28 protein-coding genes are annotated in these 27,000 nt (G+C 75.8%); 16 read left to right on the top strand and 12 right to left on the bottom strand.

Features of this window, described 5'->3' with window-relative positions:
• Positions 1-945, bottom strand: coding sequence for a DivIVA domain-containing protein (locus tag HC251_RS23050; protein WP_219942967.1), 945 nt, complete (start codon positions 943-945; stop codon positions 1-3).
• Between the two features lie 357 nt (positions 946-1,302).
• Between HC251_RS23050 and HC251_RS23045 the strand changes: the two genes are divergently transcribed.
• The 4 genes from HC251_RS23045 (at position 1,303) to HC251_RS23030 (ending at position 5,622) form a co-directional block, all read left to right on the top strand.
• A complete protein-coding gene (locus HC251_RS23045) occupies positions 1,303-3,000 on the top strand; it encodes an RNA polymerase sigma factor (protein WP_219942966.1) in 1,698 nt (565 codons plus the stop codon).
• 50 nt (positions 3,001-3,050) lie between these two features.
• Positions 3,051-4,391 carry a crotonyl-CoA carboxylase/reductase gene (gene ccrA, locus HC251_RS23040; RefSeq protein ID WP_219942965.1) on the top strand — a complete coding sequence of 447 codons (1,341 nt, stop codon included), beginning with the start codon at positions 3,051-3,053 and terminating at the stop codon, positions 4,389-4,391.
• A gap of 180 nt (positions 4,392-4,571) precedes the next feature.
• Complete coding sequence (locus HC251_RS23035; protein WP_219942964.1) at positions 4,572-5,210, top strand: LysE family translocator; 639 nt, start codon at positions 4,572-4,574, stop codon at positions 5,208-5,210.
• A 4-nt stretch (positions 5,211-5,214) separates the two neighbouring features.
• Positions 5,215-5,622 (top strand): NYN domain-containing protein, encoded by a 408-nt coding sequence (locus HC251_RS23030; protein WP_219942963.1) that lies wholly within the window; start codon positions 5,215-5,217, stop codon positions 5,620-5,622.
• Here HC251_RS23030 and mce read toward each other — a convergent pair.
• From mce to HC251_RS23015, 3 genes are read right to left on the bottom strand one after another with little or no spacing between them, the layout of a single operon-like run.
• Positions 5,600-6,076, bottom strand: a complete 477-nt coding sequence (mce, locus tag HC251_RS23025; RefSeq protein ID WP_219942962.1) for a methylmalonyl-CoA epimerase — start codon at positions 6,074-6,076, stop codon at positions 5,600-5,602. The two genes, HC251_RS23030 and mce, sit on opposite strands and share 23 nt — an antisense overlap.
• Positions 6,073-6,696: a hypothetical protein gene (locus tag HC251_RS23020; RefSeq protein ID WP_219942961.1), complete on the bottom strand. Its 624-nt coding sequence runs from the start codon at positions 6,694-6,696 to the stop codon at positions 6,073-6,075. The genes mce and HC251_RS23020 overlap by 4 nt, the downstream gene beginning before the upstream one ends.
• Entirely contained in the window at positions 6,693-8,345 is a 1,653-nt protein-coding gene (locus HC251_RS23015; protein WP_219942960.1) for a copper resistance CopC/CopD family protein, read from the bottom strand. The genes HC251_RS23020 and HC251_RS23015 overlap by 4 nt, the downstream gene beginning before the upstream one ends.
• A gap of 87 nt (positions 8,346-8,432) precedes the next feature.
• Between HC251_RS23015 and HC251_RS23010 the strand changes: the two genes are divergently transcribed.
• Positions 8,433-10,154 carry a hypothetical protein gene (locus HC251_RS23010; RefSeq protein WP_219942959.1) on the top strand — a complete coding sequence of 574 codons (1,722 nt, stop codon included), beginning with the start codon at positions 8,433-8,435 and terminating at the stop codon, positions 10,152-10,154.
• Positions 10,151-10,843 carry an ABC transporter ATP-binding protein gene (locus tag HC251_RS23005; RefSeq protein WP_219942958.1) on the top strand — a complete coding sequence of 231 codons (693 nt, stop codon included), beginning with the start codon at positions 10,151-10,153 and terminating at the stop codon, positions 10,841-10,843. The genes HC251_RS23010 and HC251_RS23005 overlap by 4 nt, the downstream gene beginning before the upstream one ends.
• Positions 10,844-10,929: 86 nt before the next feature.
• Here the strand turns inward: HC251_RS23005 and HC251_RS23000 are convergent, their stop codons facing one another.
• From HC251_RS23000 to HC251_RS22985, 4 genes are all read right to left on the bottom strand, one after another.
• Entirely contained in the window at positions 10,930-11,988 is a 1,059-nt protein-coding gene (locus tag HC251_RS23000) for an IS110 family transposase (protein WP_219941153.1), read from the bottom strand.
• A gap of 389 nt (positions 11,989-12,377) precedes the next feature.
• Positions 12,378-12,887, bottom strand: a complete 510-nt coding sequence (locus HC251_RS22995) for a thermonuclease family protein (RefSeq protein WP_219942957.1) — start codon at positions 12,885-12,887, stop codon at positions 12,378-12,380.
• Positions 12,888-12,986: 99 nt separating this feature from the next.
• On the bottom strand, positions 12,987-13,577 hold the full coding sequence (locus tag HC251_RS22990; RefSeq protein WP_219942956.1) for a hypothetical protein: 591 nt from the start codon (positions 13,575-13,577) through the stop codon (positions 12,987-12,989).
• Between the two features lie 21 nt (positions 13,578-13,598).
• On the bottom strand, positions 13,599-13,976 hold the full coding sequence (locus HC251_RS22985; RefSeq protein WP_219942955.1) for a cupin domain-containing protein: 378 nt from the start codon (positions 13,974-13,976) through the stop codon (positions 13,599-13,601).
• 69 nt (positions 13,977-14,045) lie between these two features.
• On the opposite strand from HC251_RS22985, the gene HC251_RS22980 reads away from it, so the two are divergent.
• The 5 genes from HC251_RS22980 (at position 14,046) to HC251_RS22960 (ending at position 18,349) form a co-directional block, all read left to right on the top strand.
• The gene (locus HC251_RS22980) at positions 14,046-14,516 is read left to right on the top strand and encodes a MarR family winged helix-turn-helix transcriptional regulator (RefSeq protein WP_219942954.1); all 471 of its coding nucleotides are present in this window, start codon (positions 14,046-14,048) and stop codon (positions 14,514-14,516) included.
• Between the two features lie 277 nt (positions 14,517-14,793).
• Entirely contained in the window at positions 14,794-15,774 is a 981-nt protein-coding gene (locus tag HC251_RS22975; RefSeq protein WP_219942953.1) for a hypothetical protein, read from the top strand.
• Between the two features lie 71 nt (positions 15,775-15,845).
• Positions 15,846-16,805: a TIGR03621 family F420-dependent LLM class oxidoreductase gene (locus tag HC251_RS22970; protein WP_219942952.1), complete on the top strand. Its 960-nt coding sequence runs from the start codon at positions 15,846-15,848 to the stop codon at positions 16,803-16,805.
• A 138-nt stretch (positions 16,806-16,943) separates the two neighbouring features.
• The gene (locus tag HC251_RS22965; RefSeq protein WP_255566532.1) at positions 16,944-17,357 is read left to right on the top strand and encodes a VOC family protein; all 414 of its coding nucleotides are present in this window, start codon (positions 16,944-16,946) and stop codon (positions 17,355-17,357) included.
• On the top strand, positions 17,354-18,349 hold the full coding sequence (locus HC251_RS22960) for an RNA polymerase subunit sigma-70 (RefSeq protein WP_219942951.1): 996 nt from the start codon (positions 17,354-17,356) through the stop codon (positions 18,347-18,349). The genes HC251_RS22965 and HC251_RS22960 overlap by 4 nt, the downstream gene beginning before the upstream one ends.
• Positions 18,350-18,376: 27 nt before the next feature.
• Here HC251_RS22960 and HC251_RS22955 read toward each other — a convergent pair whose 3' ends face one another.
• The 3 genes from HC251_RS22955 to HC251_RS22945 form a co-directional block, all read right to left on the bottom strand.
• On the bottom strand, positions 18,377-18,901 hold the full coding sequence (locus HC251_RS22955) for a hypothetical protein (protein ID WP_219942950.1): 525 nt from the start codon (positions 18,899-18,901) through the stop codon (positions 18,377-18,379).
• Between the two features lie 91 nt (positions 18,902-18,992).
• Complete coding sequence (locus tag HC251_RS22950; RefSeq protein ID WP_219942949.1) at positions 18,993-19,712, bottom strand: TlpA disulfide reductase family protein; 720 nt, start codon at positions 19,710-19,712, stop codon at positions 18,993-18,995.
• Positions 19,709-20,260, bottom strand: coding sequence for a disulfide bond formation protein B (locus tag HC251_RS22945; protein WP_219942948.1), 552 nt, complete (start codon positions 20,258-20,260; stop codon positions 19,709-19,711). Before HC251_RS22945 ends, HC251_RS22950 begins: the two co-directional genes overlap by 4 nt.
• Before the next feature lie 266 nt (positions 20,261-20,526).
• On the opposite strand from HC251_RS22945, the gene hrpB reads away from it, so the two are divergent.
• On the top strand, positions 20,527-23,058 hold the full coding sequence (gene hrpB, locus HC251_RS22940; protein ID WP_219942947.1) for an ATP-dependent helicase HrpB: 2,532 nt from the start codon (positions 20,527-20,529) through the stop codon (positions 23,056-23,058).
• 78 nt (positions 23,059-23,136) lie between these two features.
• Here hrpB and HC251_RS22935 read toward each other — a convergent pair whose 3' ends face one another.
• Positions 23,137-23,736, bottom strand: a complete 600-nt coding sequence (locus HC251_RS22935; RefSeq protein ID WP_219942946.1) for a helix-turn-helix domain-containing protein — start codon at positions 23,734-23,736, stop codon at positions 23,137-23,139.
• Positions 23,737-23,864: 128 nt separating this feature from the next.
• On the opposite strand from HC251_RS22935, the gene HC251_RS22930 reads away from it, so the two are divergent.
• The 4 genes from HC251_RS22930 (at position 23,865) to HC251_RS22915 (ending at position 26,980) form a co-directional block, all read left to right on the top strand.
• On the top strand, positions 23,865-24,704 hold the full coding sequence (locus HC251_RS22930) for a DMT family transporter (RefSeq protein WP_255566769.1): 840 nt from the start codon (positions 23,865-23,867) through the stop codon (positions 24,702-24,704).
• 80 nt (positions 24,705-24,784) lie between these two features.
• Positions 24,785-25,897 (top strand): AI-2E family transporter, encoded by a 1,113-nt coding sequence (locus HC251_RS22925; RefSeq protein ID WP_219942944.1) that lies wholly within the window; start codon positions 24,785-24,787, stop codon positions 25,895-25,897.
• A gap of 37 nt (positions 25,898-25,934) precedes the next feature.
• Entirely contained in the window at positions 25,935-26,330 is a 396-nt protein-coding gene (locus HC251_RS22920) for a VOC family protein (protein ID WP_219942943.1), read from the top strand.
• Complete coding sequence (locus HC251_RS22915) at positions 26,327-26,980, top strand: bifunctional 2-polyprenyl-6-hydroxyphenol methylase/3-demethylubiquinol 3-O-methyltransferase UbiG (RefSeq protein ID WP_219942942.1); 654 nt, start codon at positions 26,327-26,329, stop codon at positions 26,978-26,980. Before HC251_RS22920 ends, HC251_RS22915 begins: the two co-directional genes overlap by 4 nt.
• Positions 26,981-27,000: the final 20 nt, after the last annotated feature.

Below are 27,000 nucleotides of genomic sequence, written 5' to 3'. Positions count from 1 at the left end.
TCAGCCGACGCTGACGGACCCGTAGCCGACCGGGAAGGTGGCCTCGGGCGTCGACGGGTCGTCCTCGGTCGTGGTGACCAGGTCGGCCGCGCTGGGGAGGGTCGGCGCCGCCCCCGCGGGGGCCTCGTCGGTGAGGCTGTCGAGGTCCTGGCGGAGCCGGATCAGGCGGGCCCGGACCGCACGCTCCTGCTCGAGCAGCGGGGTGAGGCGGGTGCGGGCGTCCTCGAGGATGGACTCGGCCTCGGCCTGGGCCCGGGCCCGGGCGCCGGTGAGGACGGCCTCGGCCCGGCGCTGGGCGCTGTCGACCACCCGGAGGGCCTCCTCCTGGGCCTGGGCCAGCTCGGTGCGAGCGCTGGCCCGGTCGAGCTCGGCGGCGACGCGCTCGGCGTAGGCGGTGGCCCGGTCCCGCTCGACCTCGGACCGGCTCGGGGCCGGGGCCGGGGCCTCGGGCTCGGACGGTGCGGTGTCGGCGGCCTCGGCCTCGGCCGGGGCGGCAGCCTCGAACGGCGCCGAGGCCGTCTCGGTGGGGACGGCCTCGGGCTGGCCCAGGTAGGGGTTGGGCTCCGACGCGAACGGACGGGGCGGCTCGGCGGCGGCCTCGGGCTCGGGCGGCGTCGGGGCGGCGAAGGGATCGTGGGCCACCGGGGCGGCGAAGGGGTCGACCGGGGCCGGGGCGGCGAAGGGGTCGGGGGCGGCGGGGGCGGCGGGGGCGGCCGGCGGCGGGGAGAACGACTCCACCGGCGGCGCCTCGCTCTCGGCCAGAGCGGCCATGGCCGACGACGAGAGGCCGTTGATCGACGGCGTGGACGCCATCGACTCGCGCCAGGCCTCGGCGGCCCGGAGGAGGAAGGCATCGACCTCGTCGCGGTCGTAGCCGCGCAGGCCGATGGCGAACTCGCGGCCGACGAGATCGTCGGGTCCCATGCGGGTCTCGTTGCCGGTCATGTCTCTCCTCGTGTCGGCGATCGACTCCGGGCGATCGCGCCTCTGCCGCCGGGGCGACCCCCACCTGATCGGCGGTGGGGGGGCGAACTGTGAGGAGAATCCCCCCAGGATCCGCCACGACGGCCCGAGAACATGGTAGATGCGGCGCAGGGTGAGCGGTAGGCCCCCTGTCCACCGCTCCCCGTGGTGGTCCGGTCGCGGATCGCGGGGCGGCGGCCCGGGCGCGAAAGGTGTGCGATGCGGCGCCGCGGGCGCGTCACGTCCCCATGCGCACGGACACGCCGGCCCGACGAGAGGTATGGTCTGACCACCAGTCCACCTCGTCGGTGAGGGCCGGCCGGGCCGGGAGAGGACGCCATGAGCGGGCTGCACATCGAGGGGGCCGCGGCCCCGGAGGCCACACCGACGGCCGACGCCGCCCTGGTGGCGGGGCTCGTCGACCGCGCCCCGGCGGCGGTCGCCGACCTCTACGACCGCTACGCCGAACGGCTGCTGGGGTTCTGCACCGGGATGCTGCGCGACCCGCACGAGGCGGCCGACGCCCTCCACGACACGATCCTCGTCGCCGCCGACAGGATCGGACAGCTCCGCGACCCCGGACGGCTGCGGCCCTGGCTCTACGCCATCGCCCGGACGCAGTGCCTGGCCCGCCTGCGTCGGCGCGAGCGCACGGCGGTGGCCGAGGACCCGACGGTGCTGGTCGGAGGCCGGCCGATGGGCACTGAGACCGCTCCCGACGGCGACGGGGCCCGGGTCGCCGAGGGCACCGAGGCGGCCGAGCTGGTGTGGGCCGCGGCCGAGGGCCTCGACGAGGGCGACCGCGTCCTGCTCGAGCTCGACCTCCGCCAGGGCCTCTCCGGGAACGAGCTGGCCGCGGCCGCCGGGGTCAGGCCCGGTCAGATCTCGATGGTCACCGGGCGCATGCGCCAGCGCCTCGAACGGGCCCTCGGCGCCCTCCTCGTGGCCCGCCACGGCCGACGCGACTGCGCCGAGCTCGGGGCCATCCTGGGCGACTGGGACGGGCGCCTGACCGTCCTGCTGCGCAAGCGGGTCGCCCGCCACGTCGACCGCTGCGAGGTGTGCGACGAGCGCCGATCCGGGCTGGTCGCCCCGCTCGGCACGCTCGCCGTCGGCGCCCCCGCCGTGCTGGCGACCGCCGACCTGCGCACCGCCGTCGTGGCCGGCGCCGGGCGGATCTGGGGCGGCGAGCCCGCCCCCGACGTCACCGAGGTGGCGACCTGGGACGGCGACGGCTTCCCGCCCGACCCGCCCTCGGCCGACCGCACCGGGCTGCGGTCCGGGTCGGCCCGCCGACGCGGGGCGCTGGTCGTGGCCGCCGCCGTCGTGCTGGTCGTCGGCGGGCTGGTGGCCGGCGCCGCCGCCACCGGGTCGGGGGACGGCGACGTCCGGGCCGACGGGGTCGCCACCGCGTCCGACGCCGACCCCGACGCCGCGCCCGCGCCCGGCGCGCCGGGGGCCGACCCCACGACGACCGCCGCGGACGAGGGGGCCGACGCCGACCCGTCCTCCACGGCGGTGCCGCCCACCGTGGGGACCGCCCCGGTCCAGCCCGGCCCGACGTCCACGACGGGCCCACCGCTCGCCGGCGGGCCCGGTGGCCCCGCCGCCGGGCCGACCGCACCGGACCCCGGTGGCCCCGTCGTCCCCGGCCCCGCACCGGGGCCCTCTCCCAGCCCGGGTCCCGCCCCGGCGCCGGCCCCGGCCCCGACCGCCCCGCCGAACCCGCCGCCGACCATCGGCGCCCTCCACCTCTCGCCGGGCGGCTTCCAGACGACCTGCAACCCGGACAACGACAGCGCGGTGGCGTCGGCCACGGTGACCGACACCGGTGGTGCGCTGTCGGTGCGGCTGCACCACTCCGGTCCCGGGGGCGCGACCGGCGTCCCCATGGGGGGCGCGGGATCGACCCGCACGGCCACCCTGCAGGGGTTCACCACGCCGGGGTCCTACACCTGGTGGGTGACGGCGTCCGACGGCACCTCGACCACCACCAGCGCGCCGCAGCCGTTCACGGTCGACCCCTGCGCCGGCTGACGGTCCGGGCCTTGGAGGGGGACCCGGTGCGACACCTAGTCTCCCGGGCCATGCAGGAGATCCTGAACGCCATCCAGTCCGGCGCGTCCGGCGACGAGATCGCCGGCCTGAAGGTGCCGGAGTCGTACCGGGCCGCGTTCGTGAAGCGCTCCGAGACGGGCATGTGGGACGGCGTGGCGTCCGAGGACAAGGACCCCCGCAAGTCGCTCCACGTCGACGAGGTCGCCACGCCCGAGCTGGCCCCCGACGAGGTCTACGTCGCGGTCATGGCGTCGGCCATCAACTTCAACACGGTCTGGACCTCGATCTTCGAGCCGCTCCCGACCTTCGGCTTCCTCGACCGGCTCGGCCGCGAGTCGGTGTGGGGCGCCCGCCACGCCCGCGACGAGCACATCGTCGGCTCCGACGCCGCCGGCGTCGTCGTCCAGGTCGGCTCGGCGGTGCGCAACTGGAAGCCGGGCGACAAGGTCACCGTGCACTGCAACCACGTCGACGACCAGGACCCCTCGGCCCACGACGACTCGATGCTCGCCGCCAACCAGCGCATCTGGGGCTTCGAGACCAACTTCGGCAGCCTCGCCGACCTCACCGTCGTCAAGGCCAACCAGCTGATGCCCAAGCCGGCCCACCTCACCTGGGAGGAGGCGGCCTGCAACGCCCTGTGCAACTCGACCTCGTACCGGATGATCGTCAGCCCCCACGCCGGCGACCTCAAGCAGGGCCAGGCCGTCCTCATCTGGGGCGCCACCGGCGGCATCGGCGGCTACGCCGTCCAGTACGTCCTCAACGGTGGCGGCATCCCCGTCGGCGTGGTCTCCTCGCCCGAGCGGGCCCAGCTCCTCCGGGACATGGGCTGCGAGCACGTCATCGACCGCAAGGCCGCCGGCTACCAGTTCTGGAAGGACGAGCACACCCAGGACGAGAAGGAGTGGCGGCGCCTGGGCAAGGACATCCGCGACCTGATCGGCCGCGACGTCGACACCGTGTTCGAGCACCCCGGCCGCCAGACCTTCGGCGCCTCGGTGTTCGCCGCCGCCCGCGGCGGCAAGATCGTCACCTGCGCCGCCACCAGCGGCTACATGATCGAGTACGACAACCGCCACCTCTGGATGAAGCTCAAGAGCATCGTCAGCTCGCACTTCGCCAACTACAAGGAGGCGTGGGCGGCCAACCAGCTCATCGCCGACGGCAAGATCCAGCCCCTCCTGTCGAAGGTGTACTCGCTCGAGGACACCGGAGCCGCCGCCCTCGCCGTCCACAAGAACGAGATCGAGGGCAAGGCCGGTGTCCTGTGCCTGGCCCCGGAGGAGGGCCTCGGCATCGACGACCCCGAGTTCCGGGAGAAGGTCGGCGAGGACAAGATCACGCTCTTCCGGAGGACCGCGTCGTAGGGCCCGGGCGGATGGGGCCGGACTCCCTCCCGCCGGGGCTCGCGGCCCTCGCCGGCTCGGGCTGGCGCTGACCTCCCGAGCCCCTGAGGCTGCCGCCAGGCCGACCGTGCACGTCGCGGGCGGTCCGGCGACCCGAAACGAGGCTGTGCGGTCCGGACGCCGCCAGTACGGTCCGGCGCCATGGTGTCGACGCACGCCCTGGTGACGTTCGCGGCGACGGCGTCCCTGCTGATCGTCGTCCCCGGGCCGAGCGTCATGTTCGTGGTCAGCCGCGGGGTGGCGCTCGGGCGGCGGGCCGCGGTGCTGACCGTCGTCGGCAACGCCGCCGGCGCCTACACCCAGGTGATCTTGGTGGCCGCCGGGCTGGGCGCCCTCGTGCAGCGGTCGGTCGCCGTGTACACGGCGGTCAAGCTGGTCGGCGCGGCCTACCTCGTCTACCTCGGCGTCCAAGCCTTCCGGCACCGCCGTGCGCTCCACCTGACGGCCGGTGGGGTGGTGCCGGCCCGGTCCTACCGGCGCCTGCTGCTCGACGGCTACGTCGTCGGCGTGGCGAACCCCAAGGTGATCGTCTTCTTCGCCGCCATCCTCACCCAGTTCGTCGACCCCGACGGCGGCCCGGTGCCGCTCCAGATGGCCGTCCTCGGTCTCATCTTCGTCGGCATCGCCCTGGTCTCGGACGGCGCCTGGGGGCTGATGGCCGGCACCGCCCGGGGCTGGCTGGCCCGATCACCGCGCCGGCTGTCGACCCTCGGCGGCACCGGCGGACTGGTGATGGTCGGGCTCGGCGTGCGCCTCGCCCTCTCCGGTCGGGCCGACTGAGACCGTGCTCTGGCTCGTCGACGGGAACAACGTCATGGGGGCGGGCGCCGACGGCTGGTGGAACGATCCCGTCGGCGCGTCGGTCCGGCTGACCCAGGCCATCGCCGAGTGGGCCCGGACCCACGACGACGCTGTCACCGTGGTGTTCGACGGGCGCCACGAGCCCCGGATGGCCGAGCTCGCCGGCGGGAACCTCACCGTGGACTTCGCCCGGCGGGCCGGGCGCGACGCCGCCGACGATCGCATCGTGGAGGTGGTCGACGAGACCTACGCCGACGAGCCCGCCCTCACCGTGGTCACCTCGGACCGGGGCCTGGTCGCCCGCCTGCCCCCGGGCGTCGAGGTGGAGGGGGCCGGCCGCTTCCGCACCCGGCTCGGCATCGGTCGCCCTACTCCTCGACGAGGCAGATGAGCGTGCCGTGCATGGCGCGGGGGTGCACGAAGGCGATCAGCGTGCCGCGGCTGCCCGGACGGGGCTCCTCGTCGACCAGCTCGTAGCCCTGGGCGGCGAGGACGTCGAGCACGGCGGCCACGTCGTCGACCCGGAACCCGACGTGGTGCAGGCCCTCGCCCCGCTCCTCGAGGAACACCGACAGCTCCGAGTCGTCGTGGGTCGGCGTGAGCAGCTGCACGTAGCTCTCGGCCACCTTCAGCAGGGCCACCTCGACGCCCTCGTCGACCAGCTCCTCCCGGTGCTCGACCACCGCCCCGAACGCCTCGCGGTAGGTGTCCAGGGCGCCGGGCAGGTCGTGGACGGCGATGGCGATGTGGTCGATCTCGGTGAGCCCCGGGACCCCCTCTCCCGCCTGGGACGCGTCCTGCAGGTCCTCGGACTCGTTGGGGTCGCGGGCCTGGAGGGGGCTCATGCCCCGGTGCCCCCGTCGTCGGCCGCCCCGTCGGGGCGCTTCCAGAGGAGGATGGCGGCCGTGGCGCCGGCGGCGAGCACGACGGCCGCGATCGCCCCGATCACGACCGGGCTCGTGCCCCCGTCGTCGCCGCCCCCGTCGCCGTCGGAGCCCGCGGCCGAGGTGGTGGGCACGGCCGCCTCCTCGGTGGTCGACGTCGTCTGGTCGTCGTCGGTGCCCGGCGGAGCCGTGGTGGTGGTCGGTGCGGTGGTGGTCGTCACCGCCAGGGGCGGTGCCACCGCCTCGGCCGTCGCGGCCGGCTCGACCGAGGTGACCCGGATCGAGGAGCCGGGCGCGGCCGAGACCGTCGCCTGGTAGTCGCCCTCGGCCGCGGCCGGCGTCATCGGGACCGGCGTGCCGTCGGCGACGACCACCGTGACCGTGGCGTCGGGCACGCCGTGGCCGTCGGCCACGAAGGTGAGGCGGGCGGTGACGGTGACCTCGCCGCCATCGCGGGTCACCGAGGTGACCTCGAGCAGCCCCTCGCCCCCGTGGGCCCCGGCGGGGGGGACGGCGAGGAGGAGCACGGCCACCAGCCCGAGGAGGGCGGCGAGGGCGCGGGGGGCGGGACGGGTCGTCATCGGAGGGGCACCTCGAAGGAGAACTGGCGGGGGGTGGTGTCGGTGACGGTCGTGACCGCCACCGTCCACGTTCCCGGGGACGGGAGCGACGCGCCGTAGACGCTGGCGTGGTCGGGGCTGATGGGCGTGACGCCGTCGAGGCGGCGCGGCGGGATGCCGTCGCGGGAGACGGTGATCTCGAGGGCGTCGTACTTGGCGGGCTGGCCGGCGGCGTCGGTCAGGTAGAGGTGCATGGTGTTGTCCCCTGCTCGCGCCGGGGTCACCTCGAGGAGGAGGGTCAGGTCCTCGACCGTCCGGACGTCGGAGTAGGGCTGGGCGAGCGTGTCCCGGCCGGGCGGCTGGTTGACGAGGCCGGCGGTCACGGCCAGGACCAGGGCCCCGACCAGAACCTCGGCCCGCACCACCTGGAGGAGGCGACCCCGGGCGACGGCGCTCCGCCGGTCGGGGGCGCCGTCGTCGGCCAGCCGCCCGAGGAGCGGCACGAGCCGGCTGCGGTTGACCCACCCGAGACCCACCAGCACCCCGAAGCCGAGCACCTTCAGCAGCACCAGCTGGCCCGACCCGGTGTCGGTGGCGGCCTCGACCGAGCCGAGCAGGAGCCACGCCGACGTCGCCCCCGTCACGACCACCACCGCCGCCGCCACCACCGCCGACCGGGAGACGAGGCGGACGGCGTGGTCGGGGTCGGCCAGGCGCGGCGCCACGACGGCCAGGCCGACGAGCATCCCCAGCCACACCGAGGCGGCCAGCAGGTGGAGGGCATCGGCCGGGACGGCGAGGCCTCGGGGGTCAGCCGTCCACGGGTGCCCGGCGACGGGGGCCAGCAGGCCGGCGGCGGCGACCAGCACCCCGGTGGCGACGAGGACGCCGGGCAGGCGTCGGGCCCGCCCGGCCACGCCGACGAGGGTGGCGCCGACCAGGACGGCCGCCCGCAGGAGGGCGACGGCCACCGACCGGCTGTCGCCGGCCACGTCGGGCACGAGGGAGAGGGCCCCGACCAGCGAGCGCCCGGTCGTCGTCGCCGTCTGGGCCACGAGGGCGGCAGTCGTGCCCAGGGCGCTCGCCGCCGCCCCGCCGACCACCAGCGTCCCGAGGGCCGTCGTCGCCGCGGTCGCGGCCGGGGCCGGCCCGCGGCGGAGGAGGACGAGGAGGAGGGCCGATCCCACGGCCACGGCAGCCCCGGCGTAGCCCAGCCACCGTCCCACCCCGCCGACCGCGGAGGTGCTGGTGGGGATCGTCTGGTCGATCGTCGCCGCCCCGGTCCGCTCGCCCACGTGGAACACGAACGAGCCCGAGATGGTGTGGCCGTCGTCGCTGACGACCCGGTAGGCGACCGTGTAGGTGCCCCGGGCGTCGCCGTCGACGCCGATCGAGACGCTCCGGCCCCCGTCGGTCCGATCGACCGACCCGTCGACCCGTCCGCCCTCGGGGGCGATGACCTGGACGGCACCGGTCGACGCGCTGACCGGCTCGTCGAAGGTCAAGACGATCGCCGCCGGGACCTCGTCGACCACGGCGTCGTCGCTGGGGCTCGTCCCCTGGAGGGTCGCGTGGGCCCCGGCGGGCGTGGATCCGGCGAGGACGCCCAGCGCCATGCCGACCACGAGGGCCAGCAGGGCGAGGGCGCGACGCCGGGGCAGAGGGAGCACGGGACTCGAATCTACGGCGGGCGCCCCGCCGCCCGGACCTCGGGCTGCCTGGGACCGGGGGTGGCGGCGGGCGTAGCGTCGCGAGCCGTGCCCACGGACGTCGCCGCCGCCCCGGATGACGACGTCCACGACCTCCCGGTCGACCCGGCCCGCCTCGGCGAGCTGCGGCGGGCCCGGCGCCAGCGCCGGGTCGCCGAGATCCACTGGGTGGACGCCCTCTACCGCGTCTACGTGGCGGCCATCATCGGCTCGGTGGCGGTGGTCGCGGTGGCCGGGGCCGTGGGCGACGCCCCGCTGAGTCGGGCCCAGGTCGTCGACGTCACCCGGGACGGACCGGCCGTGGTGGGCCTGATCGCCACCGTCGCCTTCGCCGTCGGCCTCCGGTCGGGCAGCCGGGGCGGCCCCCTGGCGGTGGAGGCGGCCGATGTGCGCCACGTCCTCCTCGCCCCCGTCGACCGGGGCCGGGCCCTGCGGGGCCCGGCGTGGCGCCAGGTCCGCTCCTCGCTGCTCCCGGCCGTGCTGCTGGGCGCCACCATCGGCCTCTTCGCCGACCGGCGGTTCCCCGACCAGGAGGCCGTCGAGTGGATCCTCGCCGGCGCCGCCGCCATGGCCACCGTCGTCGGGCTCAGCCTCGGCGCCGCCCTCGTCGCGTCCGGTCGCCGGCTGCCCCGCCCGGCGGCGACCGCCATCGGGTTCGCCCTCGTCGGCTGGGCCGTCGCCGACGTGGCCGGGGCCGAGGTCGGCGGCACGGCGATCCCGGCCTCGCCCGGCCGAGCGGTGGGGTGGCTGGCCCTGGCCCCGCTCGACCTTCACCCGGTCGCCGTCCTGCCCGTCGTCGCCGCCCTCGTCCTGCTCGTCCTCGGCCTGATCGGCGTGGGTGGGCTGTCGGTGGAGGCGGCCGAGCGGCGCACCGCCCTCGTCGGTCAGATCCGCTTCGCCGCGACCCTGCAGGACGTGCGGACCGTGCTGGTCCTGCGCCGCCAGCTCGCCGCCGACCGGCCTCGTGACCGTCCGTGGATCCGGCTTGGGCGGGTGGCGGGATGGCTCTCGCCGATCGGCCTCCGCGCCTGGCACGGCATCCTCCGCTTCCCCGCCAGCCGGGTCGCCCGGCTGGCGCTCCTGGCCCTCGTCGCCGGCGCCGCCCTGCGCGGGATGTGGAGCGGCACCGCCCCGCTGGTGATCGCCGTCGGGGCGGCGCTGTGGTTGGCCGGCCTGGACCTGGTCGAGCCGCTCGCCCAGGAGGTCGACCACCCCAGTCGGCGCGAGCTCTACCGCCACCCCGAGGGCGCGCTGTTCATCTCCCTCCTCATCCCCTCGTTCGTGGTGGCCGCCGGGCTCGGCCTGCTGGTGGGCGCGGTGGCGGCGCTGCCGGGCGCCGGGCAGGTCCCCCTCGGGCCGGCCCTCGTCACCGGGGTGGTCGCGGCCGTCGCCGGCGTGGCCGGGGCGGTGGGCAACGTGGTGTCGGGCCAGCCCTCGCACAAGAGCGACCTGGCCCTGATGGCCCCCGAGGTGGCCGGCATCGGGCTGGTCCTGAAGTCGGTGCTGCCCCTGGCCGTGGCGGTGGTGGGGGCGCTGCCCCTGCTGATCGTCGAGGCCAACATCGAGGCCGGGCGGCCCCAGATGCAGGGGACGACCACGGCCTGGGCCGGGGTGATCGTCCTGGTCGGGCTGGTCCTGGGATGGGTCCACCAGCGCGAGGAGATCACCCGGTGGTGGAACGAGGCCCAGGAGGCGCAGCGGAGCGCGTCGACGGGGTCCGACGGCGACGATGACGATGACGCGGGGTCCGAGGAGGACGATCGACGATGAGCGAGCCTGAGACCTACCCCGCCCTGCGGGTCGAGGGGGTGCACCGCGCCTACGGGGGCGTGCCCGCCCTCGAGCCCGTCGACCTCGAGGTGGGGGCGGGGGAGCGGATCGCCCTCGTCGGCCACAACGGGTCGGGCAAGTCCACCCTCCTGCGGATCGTGGCCGGCCTGCTCGACGCCGACGGCGGCACGGTGGAGGTCGCCGGCTGGCCCGGCGGGGACGTCCACGCCCGGGCCACCACCTCCTACCTCCCCGACGACCCGGTCCTGTACGACGACCTCTCCGTCGTCGAGCACGTCGAGTACGTCTCCCGGCTGTTCGGCGGCGACGGCTTCGACGACTACGCCGAGGGTGTGGCCGAGCGCCTCGGCCTGGCCGACCGCATCGACGATCTGCCGAGCCGGTTCAGCCGCGGCCTGCGCCAGAAGGCGTCGTTGCTCCTCGGCCTGGCCCGCCCCTTCTCGCTCCTGCTGGTCGACGAGCCCTTCGTCGGGCTCGACGCGCCGGGGCGGGCCGCCCTGCTGGAGCTGCTCGACGAGGTCCACGACGACGGGGCGGCCGTCGTCGTCGCCACCCACGACCCCGAGTTCGTCACCCGGGTCGACCGGGTCGTCGCCCTCCGCGACGGCTCGGTCACCTTCGACGGCAAGGCCACCCCCGCCGACGTCCTCAGGCTCGTCGGCGCCTAGCCACGTCTCGCGGTGGGGCCCCGATCTCGGCGACGAGACGGGCGCACGGACAGCAGTCCAGCCCGGCGCAGATGCTCCTATGGATGTCAAGGCGAGGGGCAGGGGGCGGGGGTTTGTGTGAGGAGGCGCCAGATGCGGCGGGCGAGGTGGCGTTTGAGGGCGCGGATCGCTTCCTTCTTGGTCTTTCCCTCGGCGATTCGGCGGGCGATGTAGGCCTGGGTGGTGGGGTCCCATCGCATGCGGCACAGGGCGACGATGTAGAGGGCCCGGTTGGCTTGGCGGTCGCCGCCGCGGTTGAGCCGGTGTCGCTGGTGGAGGCCGCTGCTGGCATCGACGGGGCTGGCGCCCCAGGCGGCTGCGGCTGCTGCGTCGGTGGCCATGCGGTCGGGGTTGTCGCCGAGGCTGACGATGAAGACCGACGCAACATCGACGCCGATGCCGGGCTCATCGAGCAGTTGGGGGGCGGCGGCTTCGACGATGACCTTCAAGTCGATGTCGACCTCGTCGCGTTCGACGCTGGCTGCGAGCCACCGCCGAGCAAGGCGCCGCAGGGTGATGGCGGCCATGACGTCGGGGTTCGTGACCTCGCCCCCCGGGCGGGACCGGGCGGCCTCGGTGGCGATCTGCGAGATCGTCTTGTGCCGGTAGCGGTCTCGGAGCGTCTCCGAGGCGGTGCTGTCGATCACCGCGTGGATCTGGTTGGCCAGCTTGGTGAGCTCCCGGGTGAGCGAGTCTCGGCTGATGCGAGCGAGACGGGCGGCCTCAGCAGGCCCGGTCCGGTCCTTCGGGACCGCCAGGCCGTCACCGGCCTGAACAGCCCGGGCAGCCGCCACAGCATCGGCAGGGTCGGACTTGCCGGTCCTGCGACGACGTTGACGGTTCGGGCGCCAGACCTCATGGACGGTGACCTGGGCCTCGCGCAGCGATCGACACAACCCGGCCCCCCAGGACCCAGTTCCTTCGACCCCGACAGCGTCCACGGTCCCGAACGAGCCCAACCAACCCCGCAGATCGACATGACCTGCACCCGTGGCCGGGAACTCCCTCACCCCCAACACCCCGCCCCGGCCATCGAGGGCGGCGGCCACATGGACGTGCTTGTGGGTATCGACGCCGCCCGTGACGCGCACCGGGTCGTCTGTCATCGTGGTCACCATTGCTGCTCCTTGTTCGAGGGACAGCGCCCGCCAGCCGGCAACGCGGACAAGACGGTGATGGGACCAGGCCAGGCTCCTATGAAGTCACGGACGCCAAGCCAGCAGGCGCAACCGGAGAAGCCCCCCGGGCGGCCGACAGATCTGCGCCAAGACACCCCCACAAGGGAAGGTCAGCCGCTGGGAGAGTCAGACCGCCCGGAGGGGCCTCTCCACCCACATCATCACCGCCGCTGGGGGTGCGGGGGTCTCCCCCGCACGAAGCGGCGTGGGCCCGAGGGACGAGGGCTCCGTCGCTGGGAAGGTCTTCAGGGCGAGCGCAGCGAGCACGTCAAGCTCGAAGGAACGGAGTGAGCGTCAGCGAACGAGTGACTGAGATCTCAACACGCGGACCAGAGGCCGAGGTTCGCCTGGCGGGCCCGGGCGGCGGCGTCGGCGAAGGCCCGCTCGTGGGCCACGTTGGGCGGGACGGTGAGGGGCAGGGCGTAGCCCTCCTCGGCCAGGCGCAGGTTGACGTGGAGCCCGTCGGCGCGCCGGTACACGTAGGCCAGGGTCCGGTCGTAGCGGTCGACGGGCTCGACGTCGCCGACGAGGCGGACCTCGGTCCCCACCGGGATCAGCCGCTCGAGCGCAGCGGTCGCCTCGTGCCCGTAGCACTCGACGCCGAAGGACACCTCGGGCGTGTCGATGCCGATCAGCCGGACCCTCTCCTCGCCGGCGCGGAAGGTGTCGCCGTCGGTGATCGAGGTGACGGTGACGTCGCGCCCCTCGGGCAGCCCCTCCGGAGCCGGCGCCGCGGCCCGCGCCGCCGGCTCCCCGCCCCCTCCGTCGTCGAGCACGACCCCGCACCCGCCGAGCAGCAGCACGAGGACGAGCAGCAGCCGTCCCATCTCCCTCGACCCTACGCAGGGGGTGCGACAGCGACGGATCACGCGTCGCCTCCGAGGCGTGCAGCCGAACACGGATCACCTCCGAGGTGATCCGTCGCGTCAGCCGGGGCGGGTGGTGCGGGCGAGGTAGGCCTCGCCGCGCCGCGACAGGCGGTAGCCCACCTCGAGGCTCTCGGTCAGGCCCAGGGCCTTCAGCTTGCGCACGTCGAGCTTGAACGGCTGGCGCTCCCGGCCCAAGGTCTCGGCCAGGACGGTGGACACCGTGGCCGGCCGGGCCGCGATCAGCCGCAGCGTCGCCATGGTCCACGGCCCCCACGAGCTGGCGGCGTCGAGCCGGGCGAGCCGGCGGTCGAGCTCGGCGACGGCGTCGTCGTCGAGGGCGTCGTCGGCGGCCAGCAGAGAGCGAGGGTCGGGGTCGGTGTCGACCTCGACGGCGATGCGGTAGGTCGGGAGGGCCTCGTCGCCGCGGAGCGACGCCCGTAGGGCGGCGACGTCGGCGTGGCCCGAGCGGCGGGCGTCGTCGGCGGTGAGGTCGGCGGGGTCGACGACGTCGATGGCGGTGACCCGCAGCCGCCCCGCCGCGGTCCGGTAGGTGTGGCCGACGACGGCCTGGAGCCGCTTCCACCGGCGGAAGAGGAGGTCGACCTCACCCCGCTCGATCGGTTCCCGGAGCCGCATCTGGACCAGCACGGCGCCAGGGTAGGTCCGCCCTCAGCGCATCCAGTCCGGGATGCCGCGGTCGGTGCCCTCGCCGTCGTGGGCCCGGAGCGGGCGGGTGGCGGCGCAGGCCATCTCGGTCCCGCCCTCGGCGTCGGCGGTCAGGCGGCGCTCGTCGTGGGCGGGGATCACGGCGGTGTCGCCCGGCAGGAGCCGGACGGTCGTGCCAGCGTGCTCGAGGCTCACGGCGCCGGCCAGGACGGTCAGGACCTGCTCGCCGTCGAGGCGGTGCCACGGGCCCTGGGCGCCGGGAGCCATGGCCGTGAGCCAGAGGGTGATCCCGGCGGCGCCCTGCTCCGGGCTGCAGCACGTGGTCATGGTGGCGTTGGGGGTGGTGGTGACCCGGCGCTCGCCGGCAGGGATGACGGCCACGACGGCCTCCTCGATATCGACAACATGGGTGTCTATCTAGACAAGCGCGTTGTCGATATCGTGTCAAGCGTGAGCGAGCCCGGAGCCGAGCTGCCCCTCCTCCTGCTGGCCGGCTTCCGGGCCCTGATCGACGACCTCCACGCCCAGCTGTCCGCCGAGGGCCACCCCGACGTCCGCCCCACGCACGGGTTCGCCCTCCAGGCCATCGGTCGCGGGGCGACGAGCCCGGGCACGCTGGCCGACGCCCTCGGCGTGACCAAGCAGGCCGCCGCCCGCACCGTCGCCCGGCTCGAGCAGCTGGGCTACGTCGACCGCACCGCCGACGACCGCGACGGGCGGCGCCAGGTGATCGTCCTGACCCCCGCCGGGCACGATTGCCTCGTCCGGTCGGGGCGGATCCTCGGCGAGCTGCGGGACCGCTGGATCGCCGAGGTGGGCGAGCGGCGGATCGCCGGTCTGGAACGGACCCTGGGTGCCCTCCTCGGCCCCGACGGCGGAGCGGTGCGGTTCGACGTCCCCGGCTGGTTCGCCGGGTCGTAGCGCCGCGTCACACGATGTCTGCCTGCCCCGAACGACACTGGAGAGCGGTGGGTCTCGCCGATGCGGAGCCCATCGGGTCCGGGCGCCCCGGCCACGAAGCCGGCTGGTCTTGCTCATCGATCGACCTCCGTCGCCATCCTCGGTTCTGTTCGCGCCAGGCGACACGGCTGGCCGGGAGCGGTGTCAGAACGGCGATGGCCGCCCACGCGGCCCGGCGCGGCAGGAGCCGGACGCGACGGGTTCGGGAGCCCGGGCGGCAGCCCCTACGGTCGGTCGGGTGAGCGCCCTCCCCGCCGCCGACCACGAGCTGGCCGACCTCGTCGCCCGGGCCCGCGAGCGCGAGAAGGCCGCCGTCTCCCGCCTCATCGGCGTCTTCGAGGACTCCCGGCCGGCGGCCGCCGACGACCGGGCCCGGGTGCTGGCGGCCCTCGACGTCGACCCTGGTCCCGAGTGCGTCGTGCTGGGCGTCACCGGCACGCCCGGGTCGGGCAAGTCGTCCCTCCTGGCCCGGCTGACCCTCGACGCCCTCGCCGCCGACCCCGACCTGTCGATCGCCGTCGTCGCCGTCGACCCCTCGAGCCACATCTCGGGCGGGTCGCTCCTCGGCGACCGGACCCGGATGCGCGCCCCGCTCGACGAGCGCCGCCTCTACTTCCGCAGCCAGGCGTCGGCGACCGAGCTGGGTGGGCTGTCGCCCTCGACGTTCCAGGTCTGCCGGCTGCTGACCCGTCTCTTCCGGTGCGTGGTGGTCGAGACCGTCGGCATCGGCCAGAGCGAAGCCGACGTCCGCCACCTGGCCGACCGGGTCTACCTGGTGCTCCAGCCCCTCGGCGGCGACGAGGTGCAGTTCCTCAAGGCCGGGATCATCGAGGTCCCCGACGCCTTCATCCTCAACAAGTGCGACGAGCCCAGCGCCGAGAGCAGCTACCACCAGCTCAAGGGGAGCCTCGGCCTGGCCCGCCCCTTCGACGCCGACCCGCCCGAGATCCACCGCACCAGCGCCCGCACGGGGGCCGGCATCCCCGAGCTGACGGAGGCGATGCTCGCGGCCATCGCCACGACCCGGCCCCGGACCCACGCCGAGCGCGAGCCGCACTTCCTCGAGCGGTGGGTCGAGGACGAGTGGGGCCGCCAGGGCCGGCGGCACCTCGTCGACGCCCTGGGCGGCGCCCCCGCCCACCTGGCCGGCAGCGGGGGCTTCGACGCCGCCCAGGTCGCCTTCGACCGCAGCATCCGCGCCGCCCTCGCCGCCGGCTGATCCGGCCGGCACCGACCGGCGGCCGGCGGAGGGCTGTGACCCGGACCGCGGCGGCGTGGTCGAATGCATTCGTGCCCGAGACCGCCGTGCCGCTGCCCGACCCCAAGCCCTTCCGGTTCGGGGTGCAGTGCTCCTCGCCGCCCGAGATGGACAAGGCGTCGTGGACGGCCCTGGCCCGCCGGCTCGAGGGCATCGGGGCCTACCGGATGACGGTCTCGGACCACCTCGACGACCAGCTGGCGCCCATCGCCGCCCTCATGGCCGCGGCCGACGCCACCACCACGCTCCGGGTCGGCGCCCTCGTCTTCTGCAACGACTTCCGCCACCCGGCGGTGCTGGCCAAGGAGGCGGCGACGCTCGACATCCTCTCCGAGGGGCGCTTCGAGCTGGGGCTGGGCGCCGGGTGGATGACGACGGACTACGAGCACGCCGGCATCGCCCTGGACCCGGCCCCGGTGCGGGTGGACCGCCTGGAGGAGGCGGTCCAGGTCGTCCGCGGCCTCTTCTCCGAGGGCCCGTGCACCTTCCACGGCGAGCACTACCGGATCGACGGCCTGTCCGGCAGCCCCAAGCCGTCGTCGGACCTCCCCATCGTCATCGGCGGAGGGGGGAGGAGGGTGCTGGAGGTGGCCGGTCGCCACGCCGACGTGGTCGGGCTCAACCCGAAGCTGGCCAAGGGCGTGATCGACGCCGCCGCCGGCCCCAGCGCCACCGAGGCGGCGACGATCCAGAAGCTGCGCTGGATCCACGCCGCCGCCGGGGACCGCTACGCCGGCCTCGAGCTGCAGACCCGGATCCACGTCGTCGTCGTCACCGACGACCGCCAGGGGACGGCCGAGGCGCTCGCCCCCGCCTTCGGCATCCCGGCCGAGGAGTCGCTGCGCTCCCCCCACGCCCTGTGCGGCACGGTCGAGCAGATCGTCGACGACCTGGTCGAGCGGCGCGAGACGCTCGGCATCAGCGGCATCGGGCTGTCGCTGGCCGACCTCGACGCCATGGAGCCCGTGATCGAGCGCCTCGCCGGCGCGTAGGAGGTGGTCGATGTCGTCGGCGGGGCGCAGGTTCGCCTGCGTCGCACGAGGTCATCGGGCGACCGATGAGTCCTCGTGCTCGGTGTCGTTGCACGAGGTGAGCGGGCACCCGCCCGCCCGTCCCCAGGAGGCACACCCATGGACATGCAGCTCGAGCTGGTCATCATCCCCGTGACCGACATCGACCGGAGCAAGGCGTTCTACGAGCAGGTGGGGTTCACCTGCGACACCGACCACCGGGCCGGCGACTTCCGCATCGTCCAGCTGACGCCCCCGGGCTCGGCCTGCTCGGTCGGGTTCGGCACCGGGATCACCACGGCCGAGCCGGGCTCGGCCCAGGGCCTCCACCTCGTCGTCACCGAGATCGAGGCGGCGGTGGCCGACCTGCGGGGCCGGGGCGTCGAGGTCGGCGACCCGTTCCACTTCGGCGCCGAGGGTCGGGCCGACGGCGTCGACCCCCGGCGCCAGGACTACGCCACCTTCGCCGAGCTGTCCGACCCCGACGGCAACGTCTGGCTGCTCCAGGAGATCGCCAGCCGGGCGGCGTCGTGAGCGACCCCGGCGGACCGGACCCGGTCGTCGCCGCCGCCCTCGCCGGCGACGACCAGGCGTTCGCGGCGGTGGCCCAGCGCCACCACCGCGAGCTCCACGTCCACTGCTACCGGATGCTCGCGTCCTACGAGGAGGCCGAGGACGCCGTCCAGGAGGCGCTGCTGCGGGCCTGGAGCCACCGGGCGCGGATCGCCGCCGGAGGGGGCAACCTGCGGGCCTGGCTCTACCGGGTGTGCACCAACGTGTGCCTCGACCAGATCCGGCGCCGGAGGCGCCGGCCCATCACCGGGACCGCCGCCGAGGTGGCCTGGCTCCAGCCCTACCCGGACGCCCTGCTCGACGAGGCCGCCGCCGCCGACGACGGACCGGACGCCACGGTGATCGATCGGGAGACCATCGAGCTCACGTTTCTGGTCGCCCTCCAGGCCCTGCCGCCCCGGCAGCGCGCCGCGCTCATCGCCCGCGACGTCCTCGGGTGGAGCGCGGTCGAGACGGCCGAGGCCCTCGAGACGACGGTGGCCGCGGCCAACAGCGCCGTGCAGCGGGCCCGGGCCACGCTCCAGCAGCGGCTGCCCGAGCGGCGGGCCGACTGGTCGGCCCCCGAGGTCGGCGCGGCCGAGCGGGACCTGCTGGCCCGGTTCGTCCGGGCCAACGACGAGGGTGACGCCGCCCTCGCCCTGGCCTGCGCGACCGAGGACATCCGCATCACCATGCCGCCCGCCCCTGCGGTCTTCACCGGTCTCGACGACCTGCGCACCCTCCTCGAGCGGGCCTTCGGGCCCGAGCGCGAGGGCGACTGGCGGGCCCTGCCGACCCGGGCCAACCGCCTCCCGGCCGCCGGCAGCTACCTGCGCCGCCCGGGCGACACCCGCTTCCGCGCCTTCAAGCTCGACGTGATCCGGGTCGAGGGCGAGCGCATCGCCGAGATCACCACGTTCGGGTGGTCCCACTTCGCCCGGTTCGGCCTCCCCCCGGAGCTCCCCGGGGTCTGAAGCGGTCCCGGCTCGGGTGCCCGCCGGTCAGGGGGCGTTGGCGCTGAGGCACACGACGACCTCGTCCTCCTCGTACACCCGGCCCCGGGCGCCGGGCGAGGGGCACGCGGCCGGGTCGGTGGTGTCGGGGAGGACGGCGGCGACGACGTCACCGCCGCCGTCCTCGCACGCGATGTAGCGGCCCTGGTACACGCAGTCCCCCTCCTGGGGGAGCTGCTGGAGGCACAGGCTGAACGGGTCGCCCTGGGTGAGCGAGAGCCCGTAGTCGTAGGCCTGCTCCCCGTCGCAGGGGGTGGGGGTCTCGCCGGTGGGGTCGTCGGGGAGCCGCTCGTCCACGGTCAGCAGGACCTCGTAGTCGGCCGCCTCGTCGCAGGCGACGACCTCGTAGTCGTCGTCGAGGTCCTCGGGGGCGGCGAGGCAGTCGCCGGGGGCTGCGTCCCGCAGGGCGTCCTCGGGCGTCTCGCCGTCCCCGCACCCGGCGGCGGCCAGGAGGAGGACGGCGAGCACGAGGGCGGCTCCGAGCGGGCGGGCACGATGGGGGGTGCTCTTCATGCACGTGAGCGTATTTCAGCCCGTTTCACCTGTCGACGGGTGATTGGGGACACCCCGGCGAGCCCGGGCCCACCGACGGTGCGGCGGACGGTCAGCCGGGGGGCGCCAGCTGGGCGAAGAAGTCCTGCAAGCCGTCCTCGCCCAGCTCGCCCGACGAGCGGGCGGCCACGTTGCCCTCGGCGTCGATGCCGACCAGGAACGGGTACCCCGAGAGCCCGTAGGCCGACAGGGCGACCGGCACCTGGCCCGGCTCGGGCTCGGTGTCGACCATGGCGCCGGCGGGCCAGCCCTCGCGGGCCAGCCACTCGCCGGGCGGGAAGTTCTCGACGTTGGGGTCGCTGCCGGTCAGGACGGCGACGAACGGCACGCCGGCGATCTCCGCCTGGTCGTCGGCCAGCTCGACGATGCGGGGCACCTCGGCCTGGCAGTGCGGGCACCAGTGGGCCAGGAAGACGACGACCATGGGGCCCTCGGACGGGTCGATGGTGATGGGCTCGCCCGAGGGCGTCTCCCCCACCAGCTCGGGGGCGGGCAGGCCGACGGCGGGGTCCTCAGCGGCCTGGTCGTCGTACTCGGGGAGGGGGTTCCCGGTGGCGGTGACGGGGCCGAACGCCTGGTCGCCGGGGGCGAGGGTGCCCCCGTCCGAGCCGTCGTCGCCGCCACCGACGGCGATGACGATCCCGGCGGCGACGAGCACGAGGACCAAGACGCCCACGGCGACCGCGAAGAGCGGGATCTGCGGGCCGGTGCGGGCGGACTCGATGCGGCTGGCGCCGGCGAGGGGGCGGCCCTTGGGGGGCTTGTGGCTCATGGGGCGGAGACCTCCTGGGAGGGACGCGGACGAAGGGGCCCGTCGAGGGCCAGGGCGAGGAGGACGAGGCCGAAGGCGACGGTGGCCATGCGGGGGATGGTCCAGAAGCCGTACACCTCGATCCACCGGAACGAGCACGGCGTCGCCGGGTCGCAGGAGCTGCCCTCGAGGCTCGGCCGCAGCTCGATGGCCACGTGCCAGAGGTTGACGAGGAGGCCGAGCCCGGCCAGCACCGCCCCGGTGAGCCGGGCCCCCGCCTCGCGGCGCACCCACCCCACGCCGAGCACGATCACGAGCGGGTACATGGCGATGCGCTGGAACCAGCAGAGCCGGCACGGCACGAAGCTCGCGCCCTCCGAGAGGTGCAGGCTGCCGGCGGTGGCGACGACGGCGACCAGCCAGGCGAGGGGCACGCCCTGGCCGGCGACGGCGGCCCGCAGCCGGGGACCGATCCCGGGCAGGACCGACGCCACGGCCCCGCCGATCCCGGCCACGGCGCCGACGGTGGCCAGCACGGCGAGGATCGAGGTGACGTCGCCGGTGCTCACGGTGCGGCCGGGGGGCGGCGCCGGCGGCCGGTGGCCCGTCGGGGGCCTCCGGGGAGCGGGCCGGCCGGCGACGGGTCGGGGGTCCCGGTGCTGCGGATGTCGGCGCCGTCCACAGGGGCAACCTACGGCCCGGAGGGGCGGCGGCGACATCGCGGAGCGGTAGGTTCGCCGGGCCCCGTGGGCGGCGGGGTCGGAACAGGAGACGACGTGCCCGGTCCCACCCCCCGCACCCGAGCCGGCGCCCCCCGGCCCGGCCGGAGGCGCCCGTGACGACCGTGGCGCCCACCGGGCTCCCGGTCGAGGAGGTCGTCCCCGGTGTGCGGGCGGCGCTGGCCGACGCGGGCGTCGCGGTCCTGCGCGCCCCTCCCGGGGCCGGCAAGACGACCGTGGTGCCGCTCCGGCTCCTGGACGAGCCGTGGCTCGCCGGCCGCCGGATCGTCGTGCTCGAGCCCCGGCGGCTCGCGGCCCGGGCCGCGGCGCGCCGCATGGCGGACCTGCTCGGCGAGGACGTCGGGCGCACCGCCGGGTACCGGACCCGCGACGAGGACGTGACCTCCCGGGCGACGCGGGTCGAGGTGGTGACCGAGGGGATCCTCGTCCGCCGCCTCCAGCGGGACCCGTCGCTCGAGGGGACCGGTCTCGTGGTCTTCGACGAGGTCCACGAGCGCAGCATCCACACCGACCTGGCCCTCGCCCTGGCCCTCGACGCCCGCACCGCCCTCTGCCCGGACCTGCGGCTGCTGGCCATGTCGGCCACGATCGACACCGGCCGGGTGGCCGCCGCCCTCGGCGCCGACGGCGACCCGGCGCCGGTGGTCGCCAGCGAGGGCCGGGCCCACCCGGTCGACGTGCGGTGGGTGCCACCACGCGACCGCGAGCGCTTCGACGCCCACGTGGCCCGGGTGGTGGCGGCGGCGCTGCGCGACGATCCCGGCGACGTGCTCGTGTTCCTCCCCGGCGCGGCCGACATCCGCCGGGCGGCGACCGCCCTGGGCGGCGCCGGGCTCGGGGCGGGCGTCGACGTGCGGCCGCTGTTCGGGTCCCTGCCGCGCCAGGACCAGGATCGGGCCCTCGCCCCGTCCCCGCCCGGCCGCCGCCGGGTGGTGCTGGCCACCGACATCGCCGAGACCAGCCTCACCGTCGCCGGGGTGCGGATCGTCGTCGACGCCGGGCGGGCGCGGGTGCCCCGCCTCGACCCGCGCACAGGGCTCACCCGGCTCGTCACGGTGACGGCCTCGAAGGCCTCGGCCGACCAGCGCGCCGGTCGGGCCGGGCGCACCGAGCCGGGCGTGGCCCACCGGCTCTGGTCCCGGGTCGAGCACGCCGCCCGCCCGCGGTTCGCCACCCCCGAGATCGAGCAGGTCGACCTGGCCCCCCTCGCCCTCGAGCTGGCGGTGTGGGCGGCGGCCGACGACGAGCTGCGGTTCCTCGACGCCCCGCCTCCGCCGGCCCTGGCCGAGGGGCGCGCCCTCCTCCGCTCCCTGGGTGCGCTCGACGCCGACGGCCGGGTGACCGAGCGCGGGCGGGCCCTCGCCGACCTGCCCCTGCACCCCCGGCTGGCCCGGATGGTCCTCGCCGGGGCCGGCGCCGGGCGGGGCTGGGAGGCGTGCCTGCTGGCCTGCCTGCTCGAGGAGCGCGACGTCCTGCGGGGCCGGCCCGACGAGGTGCCCGTCGACGCCGCCGAGCGGCTGCGCCTGCTGGCCGACGACCGGGCGTCGCACCCCCGGGCCGACCGCGACGCGGTCCGGACCGTGCGCCGCCGCGCCACCCAGGTCGCCCGCCGGGCCGGGATCCGCCGTCAGCCCGGCGTCGACCTGACCGCAGCCGGACCCCTGCTCGGCCTCGCCTACCCCGACCGCATCGCCCAGGCCCGCAGCGGCCGGCGCTACCGGCTCCGCAACGGCATCGGGGCCTGGGTGCCCGACGGCGACCCCCTCGGCGACGAGCCCTTCCTGGTCATCGCCGACCTGGACACCGGCCGGCGGGAGGCCGGTCGCGGTGACGGCCGGGTCCGCATCGCCGCCGCCCTCGACGAGGCCGACGTCGTGGAGCTGGGCGGGGCCGAGGTCGAGCGGCGGTCGATCGTCACCTGGGACGACGGGCGCGACGACCTGCGCGCCGTGACCGAGCGCCGCCTCGGCGCCCTCGTCCTGTCCCGGTCCGAGGATCGGGCCGAGCCCGGGGCGGCGACCACGACGGCCCTGCTCGACCGGGTCCGGGCCGCCGGGCTCGCCGTGCTCGGGTGGACCGACGGGGCCCGCGCCCTCCAGGCCCGGGCCGTGTTCGCGGCCCGGGTGGGCGACGGCTGGCCCGACCTGTCCGACGACGCCCTCGTCGCCGATCTCGACACCTGGCTGGCCCCGCTGCTCGGCGGCGCCCGGGGGCGCCGGGACCTCGAGGGCGTCGACGTGCTCGCCGCCCTGCGGGCCCGGCTGGGCCACCCGTGGCTGGGCCGGCTCGACGCCGTCGCCCCCCGGGCGGTCCGGCTGGGGTCGGGGCAGGAGGTCGCCGTCGCCTACGACGCCGGCGGCACGGAGCCGGCGATCCACGTCCGGGCCCAGGACCTCTTCGGCACGACCGTGCACCCGACGGTGGCCGAGGGCCGGGTGCCCGTCGTCGTCCACGTGCTCTCGCCCGCCGGCCGGCCCGTCCAGGTCACCGCCGACCTGCCCGGCTTCTGGGCCGGATCCTGGGCCGAGGTCCGCCGGGAGATGGCCGGCCGCTACCCCAAGCACCCCTGGCCGGCCGACCCCGCCTCGGCGACCCCGCCGCCGCCCCGGCGCCGGTCGACCCGTTGACGCGCCTGTGCGGTAGCCCCTGGGACGAGACCGCCCGTCGCGGCGACAGGAGCGGATCCCGCCGCAGGAGCGGCCGGCCTACCCCGGGTGGCTGGGGAGGGCGGGGTCGCCGGTCGTCGGCTGGATGACGACGAGCACGGCGTCGAGCGGGCGCTTGTGGGCGTTGCGGTAGACGTGGTCGCGGTGGCCGTCGAAGAGGACGGCGGCCCCGCTGCGGACGGTGTAGGTCTGGTCGGCGACGTCGAGGGTGAGCGTGCCCGACAGCACCGCCATCATCTCGCGGGTGCCCTCCATGTGGCCCTCGGAGTCGTGGCGATCGCCGGGGGCGAGCGTCCAGCGCCACAGCTCCACGTGCTCCCGCCGGTCGACCCCGACCAGGAGGTCCCCGGCCGAGCCCTCCTCGCCGGACCACAGGCGGATGACCTCGTCGGCCTCGACGACCCGGACCGACGCGGTGTCGGACAGCTCGACCAGCTGGGCGAGGGTCACCCCGTAGGCGTCGGCCACGCGGCACAGCGTCCCCATGCTCGGGTTGGTGCGGGCCTGCTCGATCTGCACGAGCATCCCCTTGCTCACGCCGGACCGCTCGGCCAGGCGCTCGAGCGACCACTGCCGCTCGGCGCGCAGCTTCCGCGTGTTGCGGGCGATGGCGGCCGCCACGACGTCGGGCTCGGGCACCCCCGCAGGCTACCGCCACCGACACCTCGGACCACTTGGGTGAAACCTCTGGTGCAGTGTGGGAGTCCATCACTACACTGCACCGACCGGTCCAACGCAGTGATCCAGGAGGGTCGTCCGTGTCCGTCATGCTCGCCCTGGGCGCCGCCGTCGTGTTCGGGTCCGCCGACTTCCTGGGCGGGCTGGCGTCGCGCCGGCGCGCCGCCCTGGCCGTCGCCCTGCTGTCGCAGCTCGCCGGGCTGGTCGCCCTCGTCACCGTGCTGCCGATGCTCGGCCCGGCCACGGTGGCCCCGCGAGACCTGGCCCTCGGCGCCCTCGGAGGCCTGTTCGGGTCGAGCGGCGTGGTCCTGCTGTTCCGGTCGCTGGCCCAGGGCCCCATGAGCGTGGTCGCCCCGGTCGCCGCCCTCACCGCCTCGGTCGTGCCCATCCTGGCCGGGGTGATCCAGGGCGAGCGGCCCGGCCCCTCCGCCCTCGTCGGCATCGCCGTGGCCCTGGTCGCCGTCTTCCTCATCACCCGCGAGGGCAGCGGGCGGGCCGCCCCGCTCGACGGCGCCGTCCTCCGGGTGGCAGCCACGGCCCTCGCCGCCGGCGCCCTCTTCGGGCTCTTCTTCGTCTGCCTGCACGGCACCGGTGACGACGCCGGGCTCTACCCGCTGCTCGGTGCCCGGCTGGCGTCGGTCCCCTTCCTGGCCGTGCTCCTCGTGACCCGTGGGGGCGGCGTCCGCGACGCCCTCGCCGGCCGGGGCTGGACGACGATCATCGCCAGCGGCGTGCTCGACATGGCCGCCAACGTGCTCTACCTCGTCGCCCTGCGGCACGGCCTGCTCGCCGTGGTCTCCGCCGTGACCGGCCTGTACCCGGCGACCACCGTGCTGCTGGCCCAGACCGTCCTCGACGAGCGCATGCACCGCACCCAGGTCGCCGGGCTGGCCGTGGCCGCCGTCGCCGCCACCCTCGTCGCCGTCTGATCCCTGCCCTCGCGGACGCGACGTGCCAGGCACGTCGCGTCCGGCTGGGTCCGCGCGGGGGATCGGGGTAGGGGGGGCCGGTGCGAGCTCCCGACTGGTCCCCCCACCCGACGGTCCTGCGCGGGACGGCCTACGCCGCCTGCTTCGTCGTGGTCGGCGTGGCCACGTGGATGGTGCTGGTCGTGCTCGGCCGCCTGGGCCTCGCCCTGTTCCCGCTGGGCGTCGCCCTCTTCGCCACCCGTGCGCTGAGCATCCCCGCCGGCTGGCTGCGGGGTCGGGGCTGGCGGCCGGCGCCGGCTGCCGCCTCCACGATGGTCGGGGCCCTCCTCGTCGTCGCCGGGATCGTCGCCGTCATCGCCCCGCCCATGGTCGAGGAGTTCAGCGACCTGGGGCCCACCGTGGACGACGGGATCAGCGAGATCGAGGACTGGATCGTCGAGGACAGCCCGTTCGACGTGACCCGCCAGGAGGTCGAGGAGGCCGAGGAGGAGATCGTGGACCGCGGCCGCGAGGCCCTCGCGAGCTCCGAGGAGGAGGTCACCCGGGGGGCGAGGGCGGCCGTGGCCGGGCTGGCCGGGCTGCTCCTCGCCCTGATCCTCACCTTCTTCGCCCTCAAGGACGGGCCCCGCTTCGTCGCCTGGATGGACGAGAAGACACCCGAGGACAAGCGGACGTCGGTGCGCGCCGTGGCCCAGGCGTCGTGGGACGCCCTCGGTGGCTACCTGCGCGGCGCCGGCCTGCTCGGCCTGGTCGAGGCCGTGGTGATCGGAGCCACCATGGCCATCGTCGGCTCCGGCCTGGTCATCCCGGTGATGATCCTCACCTTCGCCGCCGCCTTCGTGCCCATCGTGGGTGCCACCGTGGCCGGGGTGATCGCCGTCCTCGTGACGCTGGCCGCCGGGGGCCTGGTGCCCGCCCTGATCGTCGCCGTCGTGGCCGTCCTGGTGCAGCAGCTCGACAACGACCTGCTGGCGCCGTGGATCTACGGCAAGTCGCTGGAGCTCCACCCGGCCACGATCCTGGTGGCGATCACCGCCGGCACGGCCCTGTTCGGGTTCGTGGGGACGGTGCTGGCCGTCCCGCTGACCGCCACCGTCGTCAGCTCGGTCATCGCCGTGCGCGACGCCCGCGCCGCCGACCATCCGAAGGAGACGGCAGGAGAGGGGCCGGCGCCGCCGGCCGAGCCGGCCTGACCGGGGGGCGGCGACCGCCACCCCGTACCCTGCGCCCGTGGCCATCCACCACCTGCAGATCTGGGTCCCCGACCTGGGACGGGCCGAGCGCTCGTGGGGCTGGCTGCTCGACGAGCTCGGGTTCGTCCTCACCCGGACCTGGGTCCACGGCCGGGTGTGGCGCAAGCACGGGACCGGGATCGTCATCGAGCAGTCGCCCGACATGGTGCCGGGGATGCTGCACTCGCGGCTGCGCCCGGGGATGAACCACGTGGCCTTCCACGTCGACGACGCCGCCAGCCTGGAGGCCCTCGTGGCCGCCGCCCCCGGCCACGGGTGGACCTCGCTCGAGGGCGACCGCCACCCGCTCCCGTCGGGGTCCACCACCGCCTACATCGAGGACGCCGACGGCTTCGAGGTCGAGCTGGTGGCGCCCGAGGCCGCGTCCGGGTGAGCCGCTCCGGCCAGTCGTGGGAGGCCGCCGCCGACACGCCCGTCGAGGAGCGGTGGAACCACAACATCCACCGGCACCCGCTCCTGCTCGATGCCCTGCCCGACCCCTGCGGGCGGGCTCTCGACGTCGGCTGCGGCGACGGGGTGCTGACCTGGGCACTGGCCGACCGGGCGGCCGAGGTGGTGGCCGTCGACGTCGACGCCGCGAGCGTCGAGCGGACCCGGGCGCTGGTGGCCGGGCGCGAGCACGTCGAGGTCCTCCGGGCCGACGTCATAACCGCGGACCTGGCACCCGCATCGTTCGACGCCGTGCTCGCCGTCGCCGTGGTCCACCACCTCGGGCTCCGACCCGGGTTGGCCCGCCTCGCCTCCCTGGTCGCCCCCGGGGGCACCCTCGGCGTGGTGGGCCTGGCCCGATCCCGCTCCGGGTTCGACCTGGCCCACGACGCCGTGGGCGCGGTGGCGACGCGGGTCCTCCGTCGCCGCCGCGGGCTGTGGGAGGTGCGGGCGCCCACCGCCGACGGGCGCGACTCCTACACCGAGGTGCTGCGGGTCGCGACCCTGCTGCTCCCCGGCGTGCGCTACCGACGTCACGCCCTGTTCCGGTACTCGCTCGTCTGGACCCGCCCCGAGGACTGGTCGCCACCGTGAGCCGCCCCAGGCGGGCGACG

Origin of the sequence: Iamia sp. SCSIO 61187, from assembly GCF_019443745.1 — a bacterium.
Classification (GTDB): Bacteria; Actinomycetota; Acidimicrobiia; order Acidimicrobiales; family Iamiaceae; genus Iamia.
This window is presented reverse-complemented; position numbering and strand designations above follow the sequence as displayed.